Here is a 15,045-nt window from a genome sequence, read left to right on the forward strand (position 1 = left end):
CGTGGCGGCCCCTGATGACTGCGGGCCACCCGGTCCGGTCGTCAGTCCCGTCGCCGTCCTGCGAAAACCCTGGCTTCGGAACTCCACCACCGCACCGTGATGCGAACTGCGGTACTGCTCGTGGCGGCCCCTGATGACTGCGGGCCACCCGGTCCGGTCGTCAGTCCCGTCGCCGTCCTGCGAAAACCCTGGCTTCGGAACTCCACCACCGCACCGTCCTGCGAACTGCAACTGCGGTACTGCTGACCGGCAGTTCATCTCTGCCAGGCCCTGCTGTCTCTCTGGGCTACGAGAGAAACCATAACCACACCACCGCCCAATGTCTACTCTGGCTGACATAGATTTTTGTGGGCTAGCCGATGAGGTAATAGCCCTGCCTCAGGAGAGGACGGGGAGCGGGCCGGTCGCCCCAGTCGGGTTTTCCGGCTCGGCTGTCGGTAAACCGCTGGTGTGTGCGGGTCTAGTCTCGAAGGATGACCGATTACGGAAGCTTCCCCGGCTCGCGGCCCCGCCGGCTGCGGACGACCCCCGTCATGCGGCGCATGGTGGCCGAGACCCGGCTCGACCCGGCGAACCTGATCCTGCCCGCGTTCGTACGCGAGGGAATCGATGCGCCGGTCGCCATCTCGGCCATGCCGGGCGTGCAGCAGCACACCCTGGACACGCTGCGGAAGGCCGCCGTCGACGCGGTCGCGGCGGGCGTGTCGGGGCTCATGCTCTTCGGCGTCCCGCTGGACGAGAAGAAGGACGCCAGGGGCACGGCGGGGACCGATCCGGAGGGCATCCTCCAGGTCGGTCTGCGGGCGGTGCGGGAGGAGGTCGGCGACGACCTCGTGATCATGTCCGACCTCTGTCTGGACGAGTACACCGACCACGGCCACTGCGGGGTGCTGACCGGGGACGGCCGGGTGGACAACGACGCGACGCTGGAGCGGTACGCCGAGATGGCCCAGGTCCAGGCGGACGCGGGCGCGCACGTGGTGGGCCCCAGCGGCATGATGGACGGCCAGGTCGGGGTGATCCGCGACGCGCTGGACCAGACGGGCCACGAGGACGTGTCGATCCTCGCCTACACCGCGAAGTACTCCTCTGCCTTCTACGGTCCGTTCCGCGAGGCCGTCGGCTCCTCGCTCCAGGGTGACCGTAAGACGTACCAGCAGGACCCGGCGAACATCCGCGAGTCGATGCGCGAGCTGACGCTCGACCTGGATGAGGGTGCCGACATGGTCATGGTCAAGCCCGCCGGACCGTACCTGGACATCCTGGCGAAGGTCGCCGAGTCGGTGGACGTGCCGGTCGCGGCGTACCAGATCAGTGGCGAGTACTCGATGATCGAGGCCGCCGCGGAGAAGGGCTGGATCGACCGGGACGCGGCGATCCTGGAGAGCCTGACGGGTATCCGGCGTGCGGGCGCGCGGATGATCCTGACCTACTGGGCGACGGAGGTCGCGCAGAAGCTCGGGCGCTGACGCCCTGGGTGCGGTGGAGCGGGTCACGACAGGTCGTGGCCCGCTTCCGGCTGTCACGAGGCGACGGCTCGAAGCTCGGGCTTCGAGCGCCGGGATTCGGGGGACGAGCTTCGGGAGGGGTGCGATCACTCTCCCGGGGGACATTCTGGAAGCGTGGGCCCGATGCTTGAGCTTCGGGACCCGGGCGGCGAGATACGGGCTTCGGGATTCGAGCGCCTTCTTTACCCGGTAGGGAGAAGAGGGTTTGGGTAAACCTCCCCGACCTCCCTGACCCGTCACGGCCAGCAAGTATGACTAATCGTGACCGACTTGCAGCTGAGTGTCGCGAATGCTTACGGTGCGGAAACTAGAACGACCCCGACGCGGTGCTAGCAACACCAGGCCGGGGTCTCACCGCAAGATCGAAAGAGCGATCCCGTGGCTATCCAGCAGAGTAGCTCCGCCCTGCGTACCTCCGCCTCCTCGCGCCCGTACCCGATGGCCAGTCCCGGTTACGGCAAGCGATCCGCGCCGGACCAACAGCCGCGTCGCGCGGACGACTTCATGTTGCTGCCGCTGCGGGAGCGGCACATCGCCGGGTTCATCGACCAGCTCCCCGAGGGTGCGGCCATGGACGTCAAGGGGCTGGCGAAGCAGTTGCCGCTCTACGGTCAGCAGGCGGTCGGTTCGGCCCTCAAAGCCCTGTCCGTCGCCGGGTACCTGCGCCGTGTGCGCTGTCTGGTGACCGGTGAGGGTGGGCAAGTGCGCTGGGTCTTCCGCACGTTCTGGTCCCGCACGGCCCGCGACAACGAGTGGTGGGGCGCGCTGATGGCTGCCGAGGTCCAGCGGGCGGCTGTGCCCGAGCCTGTGGCGGTCGTTGCTCCTGCCGCCCCGGTCGTGCCCGAGCAGAGGACGCAGGAACCGGAGCCAGTCACGGATGGCCCCTCGCCCGCGTACGCGGCCCTGGCGCAACTCGGCCGCGCTGATGCCCGGTTGGCGCTCTCCGCCGCCGACTGTGCGGTCCTGGAGCCGCTGGCCGCCGAGTGGTTCACGCGCGGAGTGGATGCCGACTACCTCGTACGGGCTCTTGTCGCCGGACTTCCCGCCGAGGTCGGCTCGCCGGTCGGGCTCGTCCGCCGCCGCCTCACGGACAAGCTCCCGCCCCAGGTGCCCGTCGCGCCGGTGCCGCCCGCGCCCGGTACGCCGGTCCGGCGGGTGATGATGGAGTGCACCAAGTGCGGTGTGCCCGGCCGCGCGGAGGCCCTTCCTGATGGCCTCTGCCGTGCCTGTCGCCAGCCGGACGAGGGGGCGTCGGAGGTCTCCGTCGAACTGCCCGCCGAACGGGACGTCCGTACCTACGTTGCCGAGCTTCGCGACCTGCTCAAAGCCCCCTGAACGCCTGCCCGTCCAGTCAGCTCCTGGCTGCGAATCCGGCGAAGGCCGACCAGGCGGTGGGGGCGACGGTGAACGTGGGGCCTTCGGGGTTCTTGGAGTCGCGGATATGAACGGCGGTGGGGTGCGTGGCGATTTCGAGGCAGGCCCCGCCCTCGTCGCCGCTATAGCTCGACTTGAACCACTCAAGTGCGGTGCTCATGACTCTCCTAGCAGCCGGTCCAGCAGGCCTTTCGTATCCTCGATGTTCAGAGCCTGCGTTCGCAGCATCGCATATTTCTGCGCCAGGATGCTGACCTCGTCCGGGTCGGCAACGAGTTGGCTACCACGCTGGGTTTCCGTGTAGCCGAGGTGTTGGTAGTCCGGTGTCTCGAGCAAGATGAAAGGGCCGTTCAGTCCGGCGTGTGTCCGCCGTCCGAGAGGCATGACTTGCAGCGTGATGCCAGGAAGGTCTGCGCATGCGCGGAGGTGGTGGAGCGTCTCTGAGTACACGTCGTCGCCGCCGAGACGGTCTCGGAGGACGGCTTCCGAAACCACGAAACTTGTGGTGGGAGGTACAGGCCGACGCAAGATGGCCTGGCGTGCCAGGCGCGCCGATACCTGTACGTCGATCTCTTCCACGCTCAGCACCGGAACTTTGCTACGGAACACCGCACGCGCGTAGCTCTCCGTCTGGAGCAACCCCGGCAGTACCTGGTTCTCGAACCAGGACAACGCCAAAGCCTCCCGCTCCAGGTCCATGTACTGCTCCGCCCACGCCGGGATCAGGTCCACCTCCGGCATGTTGTCCACCGCCGTCTCCAGCGCCCCCTTCGTGTCCAGCAGCGCGTCCAGACGCCGGGCCAGGTCGGGGAGCAGTGCGCGGCGGCCCTGTTCGATGGAGGCGATCGTCTCGACCTGTACGGCTGCCCGGTCCGCGAGCTGGGCCTGGGTCAGGTCCGCCGTGACGCGGAACAGGCCGACCAGCTTGCCGACGAGCTTCATGGCGGACGCGTTCCTGCGCTGCCGATTCCTGGGGTGCATACGGTGCGGCCTCCCCGCCCTGGTGCGTACTTCACACGTCGGCGACCCGTACAAGAGATCTGTACGTGCTCACCTACTGCTGAACGATAGGCACACAGAGTGACGCTCGTCTCATGAACGAGACGATGCAACTCTCGCTGTTCCGTGAGCGCTTCTGCCGGCGTGAACGCCGCTCGGTCGCTGCGGTACGGGAGTTCACGCGCGAGGCCGTGACCGACTGTGGGTTCGGGGCGCGGCTCGACGACGTGCTGGTGTGCGTGAGTGAGCTGGCGACCAACGCGCTGCTGCACGGCGTGCCGCCGGGGCGTGGGTATCTGGTCCGGCTGAGGCTGGAGGCGGAGGGATACGCGCTGTGCGTGGAGGTGCACGACAGTGGGGGCGGGGTGCCTGCGGTGCGGCGGCCCGACGGTGAGTCGGGGCGTGGGCTGCTGCTCGTCGACGCGCTCGCCGATCGGTGGGGCGTGGGAGAACGGGATCCCGGCAAGGTCGTGTGGTGCGCGTTCACGCGGCCGAGCGAGAAAGCCTGATGGTTCCGGACACAGGGGCCTGGTGATGGGCGTGGACGATCGCCGGGTCGATTCGGTCGTGGTCCTTCACCGGGGCCGGCGGGCGTTGAGCCGGGCGGCCTGGCGCGTCAGATGGTCGCGTTCGGCGAGGTCGGGTGCTTTGTGGGCCGCCTCGGCGTACAGCCGTGCCGCCTTCGCCAGGTCGCCGTCCCTCTCGTGGAGGTACGCCGCCACCGCCGTGTGCCGGGGCAGTGAGGCGTCCAGCGCGGCGAGCGCCGCCAGGCCGGCGCGTGGCCCGTCGGCCTCCCCGACGGCGACGGCGCGGTTGAGCCGGACGACCGGGCTGTCGGTCAGGCGTACGAGCTCGTCGTACCACTCGACGATCTGCACCCAGTCGGTCTCCTCGGCGGTGGGCGCGTCGGCGTGGAGTGCGGCGATGGCGGCCTGGGCCTGGAACTCGCCCAGCCGGTCACGGGCGAGGGCCGCCTGAAGAATCGTGACGCCCTCGGCGATCGACTCGGTGTCCCACCGGCCGCGCTCCTGCTCGGCGAGCGGCACCAGGCTGCCGTCGGGTGCGGTCCTGGCCGCACGCCGGGCGTGGTGGAGCAGCATGAGGGCGAGCAGCCCCGCCACCTCGGGGTGGTCGATCACGGCCGCGAGCTGACGGGTGAGCCGGATCGCTTCGGAGGCGAGGTCCACGTCACCGGAGTAGCCCTCGTTGAAGACCAGGTAGAGGACGCGCAGCACGGTCGCGACGTCGCCGGGCCGGTCGAGGCGCACGTGGGAGACGGTGCGCTTGGCGCGGCTGATGCGCTGCGCCATGGTCGCCTCGGGCACCAGGTAGGCCCGGGCGATCTGGCGGGTGGTCAGCCCGCCGACGGCGCGCAGCGTGAGCGCGACGGCGGACGACGGCGTCAGAGAGGGGTGGCCGCACAGGAAGTAGAGCTGGAGTGTGTCGTCCACCGTGGGCGCGGGACCGGGCGACCGCTCCTCGTCCACGAGGTCCTCACGCCGGCGCCGGGCGGTGTCGGCGCGTGTCGCGTCGAGGAACTTTCGCCAGGCCACGGTGACCAGCCAGCCCTTCGCGTCACGCGGCCGGTCGGCCGGCCAGACGCGGAGCGCCTCGACGAGCGCCTCCTGCACAGCGTCCTCGGCCGCCGCGAAGTCTGCTCCGCGGCGGACGAGGACACCGAGCACGCTCGGTGTGAGGTTCCTCAGCAGGGCCTCGTCCATCGATGAGGTCACTCCGTGATGGTGGGCGGCGCGGTCAGGAACGGGCGCAACTCCAGCCACTCGTGGATCGGCTTCCCGCCCGCGCCGGGGGCGGCCGACAGTTCCCCGGCCAGCTCGACGGCGCGCTCGTAGCTGTCGACGTCGATGATCATCCAGCCGGCGATGAGGTCCTTGGTCTCGGCGAACGGTCCGTCGGTGACCGGCGGGCGCCCCTCACCGTCGTAGCGGACCCACGCTCCCTCGGGGGCCAGCGCCTGACCGTCGACGAACTCGCCCGTCTTCTCCAGACCGGCCGCGAAGTCGTTCATGTACTGGATGTGGGCCGAGATCTCCTCCGGCGTCCACCGGTCCATGGGTACGCCGTTGACCGCAGCCGGAGCGCCGCGGTAGTGCTTGAGCATCAGGTACTTGGCCATCGGTGGTCCTCCTCGCTGATGCGACCCATTGTGGTCGCGTCCACCCCGGGGACGGAGCCGGACCCGGGTTCTCGACATCGCCGTCCGATTTTCTTGAGCTTTCTCGAGGGAGCCCGGACCTTTGCCATCGAGTGCACTCCAGCCCCTAGGCCGACACTCCTCATCCGACCGGCGACGGAGTACGGCTATGCGCTGTCGAGTTCTCGGCAGGACCGGCATCGAGGTCAGCACCCACTGCCTCGGCACGATGATGTTCGGTGCCGTCGGCAACCCCGACCACGAGGACGGCGCACGCGGCTGCACGCTGCCGGAACTGGCCGTCGCCTTCCCGCTGGCGCATCCGGCCGTCACTTCGGTGATCATCGGTCTCAGCCCGCAGCCGCCCGTTCCCCGGCCGGGCCACGCGCGGCTGCGGCGTAGCGGCGGGCCAGGTGTGCGAATGCGGTTGTCAGTTCCGCCGGGCCGACGACCTCGATGTCGGCGTCGAACCTGCCGAGGGTGGCGGCCAGTCCGGTCCAGGACCAGGCGCCCAGGACGAGCCGGCAGTGGTCGGGGCCGAGCTCCTCGACGATTCCGTCGAGGACGTAGGAGGCCACCGAAGCGGCGGCCGCGTGGAGGATCACCTCCCCCCGGCAGGGCCAGTCGCCGGGTGTTCCGGAGCCGCGGAACCGGTCGGCCACGAAGGCCGCCACATCGCCTCCGGGGACCTCGCGCGGGGAGAACCGGGGGCCGGCGGGGACGCGTGGGGTGATCCGGTCGGCGCGGAACGTGCGCCAGTCGTCACGGTCGAGGTCCCAGGCGACGAGGTACCAGCGTCCTCCGTAGGTGACGAGGTGGTGCGGCTCGGCCCGTCGCGGTGGGCGGTCGGCGCGGTCGCCAGTGGGGGCGGCGTAGTCGAAGCGCAGCTCCTCGCCCGCGTGGACGGCGCTGCTGAGCGCCGTCAGGGTGCCGCTGCCTACCTGGGCGCCCCGTCCGGTGGCCGTCCGCTCGACGGTGGTGACCTTCAGGGCGTCGACCCGGTGGCGCAGACGGGCGGGCATGACCTGCCGGATCGTGGTCAGCGCGCGGGCGGCTGCCTCCTCGACCCCGGCGCCGCTCGTGCTGACGACCTGGAGGGCGAGGGCCAGGGCGACGGCCTGCTCGTCGTCGAACAGCAACGGGGGAAGCTCCGCGCCCGCTTCGAGCCGGTAGCCGCCCTCCGGTCCCTTGAAGGCCGCGATGGGGTACCCCAGTTCACGCAGGCGGTCGACGTCGCGGCGCACCGTGCGCGGACTGACGTCCAGCCGCTCGGCCAGCAGCGCCCCCGGCCAGTCCCGGCGTGCCTGCAGCAGGGACAGCAACGCGAGCAGGCGGGCTGAGGTCTTCGGCATGGCGCCATCGTGCCCGATGTAGCGGACACTCCCTGTCCGCTACCCCTGCGACGGTGGTTCCAGGGGCGGCCACAGTGCGGAATCGCTGCCGGTTCCGGGGGCCCTCCCTGTATCGATTCCTGTTTCGATCCGATCGCCGCCGAAGGCAAGGAGCCACTCATGTCCGTCACGTCCGTGACCCATCTGAACTTCCGGGGAGACGCCCGGGCCGCCCTCGGCTTCTACCACTCCGTGTTCGGCGGTGATCTCGCCGTCGTGTCGTACAAGGACGCGGGGGACACCCGGAATCCCGCCGATGCCGACCAGGTGATGTGGGGTCACGTGGCAGCCGACAGCGGATTCCGCGTCATGGCATACGACGTGCCGTCGCAGCTGCCCTGGGACCGGGGGGAGAACTCCTTCTTCGTGTCGCTGCGCGGCGGGACCACGCAGGAGGTGGCCGCGTACTGGGAGAAGCTCTCCGTCGGGGCGACCGTCGTACAGCCGCTCGAACCCGCCCGGTGGGCGCCGCTCTACGGAATGCTCAAGGACCGCTACGGCGTCGTGTGGGTCCTGGACGTCGTGAGCGAATACAACGGATGAGGCGGTCCGCGCCTCCGGTCCCCGTACCCGTACGACAGTGGAAGGAACGATGTCGTGGCCGTCCTCGACAACCGGTCGCTGAACCGGGCGACCCTGGCCAGACAACTGCTGCTCGAGCGCGCGGACATGAAGCCGCTCGATGCGATCGCGCACCTGTGCGGCCTTCAGGCGCAGGAGGCGCAGGAACCGTTCATCGGGCTGTGGTCCCGGCTGCGCGTGTTCGAACCGGCGGCACTGGACGGGCTGCTGACCGGACGGAGTGTCGTGCGTACGCATCTGATGCGGCGGACCGTCCATCTCGTCACCGCTGCCGACGTGCTGGCCTGGCGGGCGCGGCACGATCCGATGCTCCGCCAGCGGGTGCTGGGCACGTACCGCCGTGAGCTCGACGGGGTGGACCTCGGTGAACTCGCCGCCGCGGCCCGAGCGGTGATGGCCGACGGCGTGCCACGCACCATGACCCAGGTGGCCGATGCGCTCGCCGGCCGGTGGCCCGCTCCGGGCCGCAGGGCGTTGGGCGAGATGGCGGTCGCCGCCCTGGTCCCGATGGTGCAGATGCCGCCGCGTGGGCTGTGGCGCGTGAAGGCGGGGGTCCGCAACACTCCGCTCGGCCCCTGGCTGGATCAGGAACCCGACGCTCCTGCTCCGCCCGGGACCGACCCTGCGGGCGAGGCACTCGTACGCCGCTACCTGGCCGCGTACGGGCCCGCCGCGTCGGCCGACCTGCGCGCCTGGTGCGGTCTTGCCGGGCTGCCCGCCGCGGTGGCGGCCGTACGGGGGGAACTGGTCGGCTTCCGCGACGAACGTGGGCGCGAAATGCTCGACCTGCCCGATGCACCGCGTCCCGACCCCGGGACCCCGGCGCCCGTACGGTTCCTGCCCGCGTTCGACAACGCGATCCTCGGGTATCACGACCGCAGCCGGATCATCGACGACGCCGACCGCGGCCTGTCGGTCGAGGGGGCGCGGGTGGTACTGGTGGACGGCCGGGTCTCCGCGACCTGGACCGTGGACGCCGGTGCCGTGACCGTCAGCCCGCGGCGCGGACTCACCCGGACCGAACGCGGCGCGGTCGCCGAGGAGGGCAGCCGACTGGCCCTGTTCCTGTCCGACGGCGGGAGTGACGGCGTACGGATCGGCTGACCACCCTGGACGAGGCGCGGATCACCGTATCGGGGCGAGGCCGTCGGCTGCTCCGGTGATCACCGGGGACATGCCGCCGTGCTCGCCCCTGCGGGACGGGGGGTCGAGCCCTGTGCGTCCCGCAGCCGAGACCGGCGACGGACCGGAGCCCGCGGCTCTCCTGACAGCCGGCCGATCAGCACGTCGCCCGGGCCGCCGAGGCGGCCCGGGCGACGTCGCCCTCGCCATGACACCGGCCAGGCGCGCAGCCCCGGTGTCACGCCCGTCGCGAAGGGTCAGTACATGAGGGCGTCGTCCATCTCGGTCTGCCAGTAGGTGACCGCCAGCGTGCTGTCGACGAACACCTTCGGGCTCAGCGGGACGTCCACCAGGCCGCCCGCCGAGGAGCCGTCCGCACCCTGGAAGCCGACGGCCAGGTCCTCGGTGGAGTACCCGCCGTCGCCGCTGCCGTCGGCGGACGAGGTCAGGATGCCGGCGTAGGCGGACTGACCCGGGGTGAGGACGACGACGGACTGCGGCCGGCTGTCCTCGACGGCCGGGGGAACCGACTGCGCCTCGCCGAACCGCAGGAACGGGTAGGAGTAGGCGTAGCAGGACTTCGAACCGGTGTTGGTCACCGTGAGCAGCATGTGGTTGACGGGGCGCTTGACGCTCGTGACCGTGAGCTCGGTGTTCGCGTCGGTGCAGGTGGGCAGCTTCCCGCTGTCGTCACGGCTGCCGTCACCGTCGCCCTTGTCGCTGTTGCCGTTGTCGCTTTTGCCGTTGGTGCCGCCGGCCTGCGGCTGCTTCGCTTCGGGCTCCCCGCTGGACGAACCGGAAGCACCCGAGTCCTCGGATGCCTTCTCGTCCGTGTCCGCCGCCGGGGCCGCCGAGGTGCCGGCCGGCTTCCGGGACTCCGAGGCGGTCGACGTGTCCGCGGCCGCCGGGCTGCCGCTCTGGCACGCCGTCAGGGACAGTGCGGAGAGCAGTGCGGCAGTTCCCAGGACAGAGGTGCGGGTGGTGCGGCTGAATCGGATGCTGCGCATGAGGTTCTCCCCGTTCGGTTGTGAGGGTGCCCGGGGTGCCGGTTGGCACCTTGCGGTGCGGGCGGGTGTACTGGTCTTGACGTGGGATCAGAGGCGATACAGGAGTGCGATGACGGCTGCGATGCAGGCGATCAGTACCCCCGTGGCGACCGCGTCGAGCAGGTCGGGCTCAGGTCGAGTACGCATGGCGGCTCCCCGGACGGGTGGCGGTGGGATGTGCGGATCGTGGGGACGCCGCGGCATGTCCACATCCTTTCCAGGTCCGGATCCTCGTCACAACGGTTGCCGTGCCATGCGGGACGCTGGAACGGCCTTACGTACTCTGACCTGCGCGAACATCGCTTCCCTGGGACGCCGTTCCGGGAAGGAACAGAAGGAGAACGGTCGGAGTGGGCACAGAGATCCAGGACTTCGCGGCGCTGCTCGGGGAGCTGAAGGAGCGGTCCGGTCTCAGCTACGGGGCGCTCGCGAAGAAGCTGCACATGAGCACCTCGACCGTGCACCGCTACTGCAACGGCGACGCCGTTCCTCATGACTACGCGCCCGTCGAGCGCTTCGCACGGGTGTGCCGGGCGTCCCCCGGCGAGCTGATCGCCCTGCACCGGAAGTGGATCCTGGCCGACGAGGCGAAGCGGCGCGGGACGCGGAGGCCGGAGGCGGGCGGGACCCCTGCCGGACTGGCTGCCGAGCCTGCTGACGAACCCGCTGCCGAGTCTGCTGACCGCCCCGCTGCCGAGCCGGCCTCGCCCGAACCGGCCTCGCCCGAACCGGCCTCGCCCGAACCCGCCGCGCCCGAACCCGCCGCGCCCAGGACCGGGGCGGAGGCCGGAACGCACGAGGCGGCAGCCGAAGCGGAATCACGGCCCGCGGCCGGATTCCCGTCGCAGGACGTCACTCCCGAGGGGCCCGGCGCCGGCGACGTGCCCCGCCGCGGCCCCCGCGCCACCCGGAGGCTGCGCGTCCTGCTGGCCGCGGTGGCGGTCGTGGCCCTCACCGTCCCGGCGGCGCTGGTCGTCCACAGCATGGGGAAGGACGAACCCGCCGACGACGGGAAGCCGGATGCGGCGTTCAGCCACGCGCCGGTCGTCCCCAGCGGGCGGGTGAGCACGAGCGTGAAGCCGAGTGGAAGCGCCGACGCGTCGAAGAGTCCGAGTGCGAGCGCCTCACCGTCGGCCGGAGTGAGTGATCCCGCCAGGCCCTCGCCGTCCTCGGACGGGCCGGAGGACGGTGGCGTGCCCGTGAACGCCACCATCAGTTCGTACAACTGGGAATCGCCCTGCGGGCAGTACTACATGCTCGAACAGAAGCCCGACGACGTGCCGCCGCCCCCCGCGCCACAGGACACCCGTGGCTGGGCGCGGGCCCTCGGTGGTGTGGACGGAGGGGACATGAAGCTCGAACTGACCCTCCAGGGGAAGTCCGGCGAGGCGGTCGTGCTGAACGGGCTGCATGTGCGGGTGCTGGGGCGCAACGCGGCGCTCGCCCGGTCGGCGTACTCGATGGGAAACGGCTGCGGTGGAGGCATCACGCCGCAGACCTTCGACATCGACCTGGACGACGGCCGGCCGCGTGCCGAGCCGGTCGCGGGGGAGGACGCCGGTGAGGTCGTGCCCGCCAAGGACTTCCCGTACCGGGTGAGTTCCACCGACGTCGAGGTGTTCAATCTCGACGCGCACGTGGAGGGGCACGACGTGACCTGGTACCTGGAGCTGGAGTGGACCAGCGGCGGCCGGAGCGGAACCCTGCGCATCGACGACGGCGGCGAGCCGTTCCGCACGAGCAGCCTCGCAGCCCGACCGGAGTACTACTACCGGTCGGATACCGCTCAGTGGGTCCCGGCCGAGTGGTGACGGCGGGGGAGGGGGCGGCCTCCCCACGGCGGGCGGAGGGCGAGAATTCGCCAACTGCGTTACTCGACACGGGTGTTGTGTAATTTATCGCTTGTTCCGAGGAGCGACGGCATGCTTAATGGGTCTCCCGTGGCGCGGGATGGTGCTGTCGTTTCGCAGGGCCGCCGTGACCACGCGACTCAGGGGGAACCGATGGAGATGCCGGCCGTACCGCCGAGACCCAGCAGCGCCCCTCCTCCACCGCCTCTGGCGCAGGCGGTCGACCTGCGGGTCGTCAAGAGGCTGTTGTGGGTGGGGGAGGCCGCGTATCCACTGCACAACATCGCCCGCGTCTTCACCTTCGTCCTGCGCCCGCGGCGCAAGGAGGCGACGGCGCTCTTCTGCAAGCGGGTGGCGCTGGCCGTCTCCGTGGCGACGGGCTTCACCGTACTCATCTGGCTGACGACGGCCCTGGCGTCATTCGGGCAGCCGGGCGACAGCGGTGGTGGCGGGCTCATCACCTTCGTGTGGATGGTGACGCTGGCGGTTCTGGTCTACTTCGTGACGGAGCTGACCCCCGTCCTGACGGCCCGTTCCCACTTCGTGCTGGCCGTGGAGACGTCCGGTCAGTCCACCGCGATGGTGACCAGCGCCGACCCCAACCAACTGCGGCAGCTCGTCGGTCACATCTCGTACGCGATCGACCATCCGGAGGCCGAGTTCACGGTGCGGGTGGAGGGGATCAGCGCGAGTCCGCAGATCTACCACTTCGGGGACAACATCAACATGTACGGGGGTTCGGGGAACGTGGGGATCGCGAATTCATGAGCGGCGACAGCTACCACATCGGCGACCGCGTCAGCATGTACGGCGGCACGGGCAACCAGGGCATCGTGCACAACACCCTCGGTCCCTCCGGTGCCGAGCCGGCCTCCCCGGAGCTGCAGGAGGCGGTCCGGGAACTTCTGCGGCTGCTCGTCGATCTGCGGGAGCAGCTCCCGCCGGTCAGCGCCCGGGTCCTGGACGACAACCTGCCCGCCCTCACCGGCGAGGCCGGCGCGGACCAGCCTGAGGAGCGGCATCGCGCCCTGATGGCAGTGGCCGGGATCGCGGCCACCGTGTCGACGGTCGGGGAGCCGGTGGTCGAAGCGGTCAGGAAGGTGCTCGAACTCCTGACCGTCGCGTAGGACCCCGCCCGTGTAGGACCCCGCCCGCATAGGACTCCGCCCGTGCGGGACGGTGTCCCGCATGGGCGATCCGGTGGTGTGGCCCGGCGCGGGGCCGGCTGCCTGGTCAGAGGCGCTCGGGCGTCCTGATGCCGAGCAGCTTCATGCCCTGCTGCAGGGTGCGGGCGGTGAGTTCGACGATGAAGAGGCGGTTCTCGACGACCTCCGCCGGGTTCTCGTCGCTGAGCACCTGGCACTGGTCGTAGAACGTGGTGAGGTGCGAGGCCAGCTGGTAGAGGTAGGCGGCCAGCTTGTGCGGCTCGTACCCCTCGGCCACCTCTTCCAGGACCGCGCCGAACTGGTCCAGGTGCAGGCCCAGCGCGCGCTCGGCCGGGGCCAGGTCCAGCTCCGGGTGCGCGGCGGGCTTGGCGTCGCCCGCCTTGCGCAGGATGGAGCGGATCCGGGCGAAGGCGTACTGGAGGTACACCGACGTGTCGCCGTTCAGCGACACCATCTGGTCCAGGTCGAACTTGTAGTCCCGCACGGCCGAGGTCGACAGGTCCGCGTACTTCACGGCGCCGACACCGACGTACCGGCCGTTCTCGACGATCTCCTCCTCGGACAGGCCCACCTTCTCGGCCTTCTCCCGGACCACGGAGGTCGCCCGCTCGACGGCCTCGTCCAGCAGGTCCTCCAGCCGGACGGTGGTGCCCTCACGGGTCTTGAACGGCTTGCCGTCCTTGCCGAGGACGGTGCCGAAGGCCAGCTGGTGCGCCTTGACGTCCTCGTTCAGCCAGCCGGCGCGGCGGGCCGTCTCGAAGACCATCTTGAAGTGCAGGGACTGCCGGGCGTCCACGACGTAGAGCAGGGTGTCGGCCTTGAGGTTCCGCACCCGGTCGCGGATCGCGGAGAGGTCGGTGGCCGCGTAGCCGTAGCCGCCGTTGGTCTTCTTGACGATCAGCGGGACCGGGTTGCCGTCCGGGCCCTTCACGTCGTCGAAGAACACGCACAGCGCGCCCTCGGAGCGGACGGCGACGCCCGTCTCCTCCAGGATCCGGCAGGTCTCCTCGAGCATGTCGTTGTAGCCGGACTCGCCGACGATGTCGGGGTCGGCGATCTCCATGTCGAGCTTGTTGAAGACGGAGTAGAAGTAGATCTTCGACTCGTCGACGAAGCCCTGCCAGAGCGCCAGCGTCTCCGGGTCACCGGCCTGGAGGGCCACCACCCGGTCACGGGAGCGTGCCTTGAACTCCTCGTCGGAGTCGAAGAGGACCCGCGACGCCTTGTAGACGCGGTTCAGCGACGACATGGCCGCCTCGCCGTCCGCCTTGCCGCCTTCGTGCTCCAGCTCGCCCGGGTGCTCGAAGAGGTACTGGATGAGCATGCCGAACTGGGTGCCCCAGTCGCCGATGTGGTGGCGCCTGACGACGTTCTCGCCGGTGAACTCGAGGATCTGGACCATCGCGTCACCGATGACCGCCGACCGCAGGTGGCCGACGTGCATCTCCTTCGCCACGTTCGGCTGGGCGTAGTCGATCACGGTCGTGCCCGGGGCGGGCTTCAGCGGCACGCCGAGCCGGTCGCCGTCCGAGGCCCGGGCGGCGAGCGTCTCGATGATCGCCCGGTCGGTGAGCGTGACGTTCAGGAAGCCGGGCCCGGACACCTCGATGTCCTTGATCAGGTCACCGGCCGGGAGGGCCGCCGTGACCTGGGAGGCCAGCTCGCGCGGGTTGCCCTTGAGCTTCTTGGCGAGCGCGAGGATGCCGTTGGCCTGGAAGTCGGCCCGGTCGCTTCGGCGCAGCAGCGGGTCCGCGGTGCCGGCATCCGGCAGTGCTGCCGTCAGGGCGTCCGCCAGCTGCTGCTGGAGCGTGGAAGCGAGGGAGGGGACCGAAGCCATGAGCCGGCTGCCGTT

The 15,045-nt window shown here is 70.3% G+C and carries 15 protein-coding genes; 8 read left to right on the forward strand and 7 right to left on the reverse strand.

The annotated features are described in order from the left end of the window. The first annotated feature begins 473 nt into the window (after positions 1 to 473). Positions 474 to 1,469: a porphobilinogen synthase gene (gene hemB / locus ABZ441_RS19405; protein ID WP_358975356.1), complete on the forward strand. Its 996-nt coding sequence runs from the start codon at positions 474 to 476 to the stop codon at positions 1,467 to 1,469. Positions 1,470 to 1,946: 477 nt separating this feature from the next. After that, the gene (locus tag ABZ441_RS19410; RefSeq protein WP_358975656.1) at positions 1,947 to 2,843 is read left to right on the forward strand and encodes a MarR family transcriptional regulator; all 897 of its coding nucleotides are present in this window, start codon (positions 1,947 to 1,949) and stop codon (positions 2,841 to 2,843) included. Positions 2,844 to 2,859: 16 nt separating this feature from the next. Here the strand turns inward: ABZ441_RS19410 and ABZ441_RS19415 are convergent, their stop codons facing one another. Next, the gene (locus ABZ441_RS19415) at positions 2,860 to 3,042 is read right to left on the reverse strand and encodes a DUF397 domain-containing protein (RefSeq protein ID WP_358975359.1); all 183 of its coding nucleotides are present in this window, start codon (positions 3,040 to 3,042) and stop codon (positions 2,860 to 2,862) included. Continuing rightward, positions 3,039 to 3,863, reverse strand: a complete 825-nt coding sequence (locus ABZ441_RS19420) for a helix-turn-helix transcriptional regulator (RefSeq protein WP_358975362.1) — start codon at positions 3,861 to 3,863, stop codon at positions 3,039 to 3,041. The genes ABZ441_RS19415 and ABZ441_RS19420 overlap by 4 nt, the downstream gene beginning before the upstream one ends. Before the next feature lie 113 nt (positions 3,864 to 3,976). On the opposite strand from ABZ441_RS19420, the gene ABZ441_RS19425 reads away from it, so the two are divergent. Beyond that, on the forward strand, positions 3,977 to 4,390 hold the full coding sequence (locus tag ABZ441_RS19425) for an ATP-binding protein (RefSeq protein WP_358975365.1): 414 nt from the start codon (positions 3,977 to 3,979) through the stop codon (positions 4,388 to 4,390). A 66-nt stretch (positions 4,391 to 4,456) separates the two neighbouring features. Here the strand turns inward: ABZ441_RS19425 and ABZ441_RS19430 are convergent, their stop codons facing one another. The 3 genes from ABZ441_RS19430 to ABZ441_RS19440 form a co-directional block, all read right to left on the reverse strand. Next, on the reverse strand, positions 4,457 to 5,602 hold the full coding sequence (locus ABZ441_RS19430) for a DUF6596 domain-containing protein (protein ID WP_358975658.1): 1,146 nt from the start codon (positions 5,600 to 5,602) through the stop codon (positions 4,457 to 4,459). 8 nt (positions 5,603 to 5,610) lie between these two features. Continuing rightward, positions 5,611 to 6,018, reverse strand: coding sequence for a YciI family protein (locus tag ABZ441_RS19435; protein WP_358975368.1), 408 nt, complete (start codon positions 6,016 to 6,018; stop codon positions 5,611 to 5,613). Positions 6,019 to 6,386: 368 nt separating this feature from the next. After that, on the reverse strand, positions 6,387 to 7,388 hold the full coding sequence (locus ABZ441_RS19440; protein WP_358975371.1) for a WYL domain-containing protein: 1,002 nt from the start codon (positions 7,386 to 7,388) through the stop codon (positions 6,387 to 6,389). 159 nt (positions 7,389 to 7,547) lie between these two features. Between ABZ441_RS19440 and ABZ441_RS19445 the strand changes: the two genes are divergently transcribed. After that, entirely contained in the window at positions 7,548 to 7,970 is a 423-nt protein-coding gene (locus ABZ441_RS19445) for a VOC family protein (protein ID WP_358975374.1), read from the forward strand. A gap of 54 nt (positions 7,971 to 8,024) precedes the next feature. Continuing rightward, positions 8,025 to 9,113 carry a winged helix DNA-binding domain-containing protein gene (locus tag ABZ441_RS19450; RefSeq protein WP_358975378.1) on the forward strand — a complete coding sequence of 363 codons (1,089 nt, stop codon included), beginning with the start codon at positions 8,025 to 8,027 and terminating at the stop codon, positions 9,111 to 9,113. A gap of 275 nt (positions 9,114 to 9,388) precedes the next feature. Here ABZ441_RS19450 and ABZ441_RS19455 read toward each other — a convergent pair whose 3' ends face one another. Beyond that, complete coding sequence (locus ABZ441_RS19455; protein WP_358975381.1) at positions 9,389 to 10,138, reverse strand: DUF4232 domain-containing protein; 750 nt, start codon at positions 10,136 to 10,138, stop codon at positions 9,389 to 9,391. A 389-nt stretch (positions 10,139 to 10,527) separates the two neighbouring features. On the opposite strand from ABZ441_RS19455, the gene ABZ441_RS19460 reads away from it, so the two are divergent. The 3 genes from ABZ441_RS19460 (at position 10,528) to ABZ441_RS19470 (ending at position 13,154) form a co-directional block, all read left to right on the forward strand. After that, positions 10,528 to 11,988 carry a helix-turn-helix transcriptional regulator gene (locus ABZ441_RS19460; RefSeq protein ID WP_358975384.1) on the forward strand — a complete coding sequence of 487 codons (1,461 nt, stop codon included), beginning with the start codon at positions 10,528 to 10,530 and terminating at the stop codon, positions 11,986 to 11,988. Positions 11,989 to 12,180: 192 nt separating this feature from the next. Next, positions 12,181 to 12,795 (forward strand): DUF6232 family protein, encoded by a 615-nt coding sequence (locus ABZ441_RS19465; protein ID WP_358975387.1) that lies wholly within the window; start codon positions 12,181 to 12,183, stop codon positions 12,793 to 12,795. Then, positions 12,792 to 13,154 (forward strand): DUF5955 family protein, encoded by a 363-nt coding sequence (locus tag ABZ441_RS19470; RefSeq protein ID WP_358975390.1) that lies wholly within the window; start codon positions 12,792 to 12,794, stop codon positions 13,152 to 13,154. The genes ABZ441_RS19465 and ABZ441_RS19470 overlap by 4 nt, the downstream gene beginning before the upstream one ends. A 106-nt stretch (positions 13,155 to 13,260) precedes the next feature. Here ABZ441_RS19470 and argS read toward each other — a convergent pair whose 3' ends face one another. Beyond that, a complete protein-coding gene (argS, locus tag ABZ441_RS19475; RefSeq protein ID WP_358975393.1) occupies positions 13,261 to 15,030 on the reverse strand; it encodes an arginine--tRNA ligase in 1,770 nt (589 codons plus the stop codon). Between the last annotated feature and the right edge of the window lie 15 nt (positions 15,031 to 15,045).

The sequence above is a fragment of the Streptomyces sp. NPDC005752 genome, from assembly GCF_040630715.1.
Taxonomy (GTDB): Bacteria; Actinomycetota; Actinomycetes; order Streptomycetales; family Streptomycetaceae; genus Streptomyces.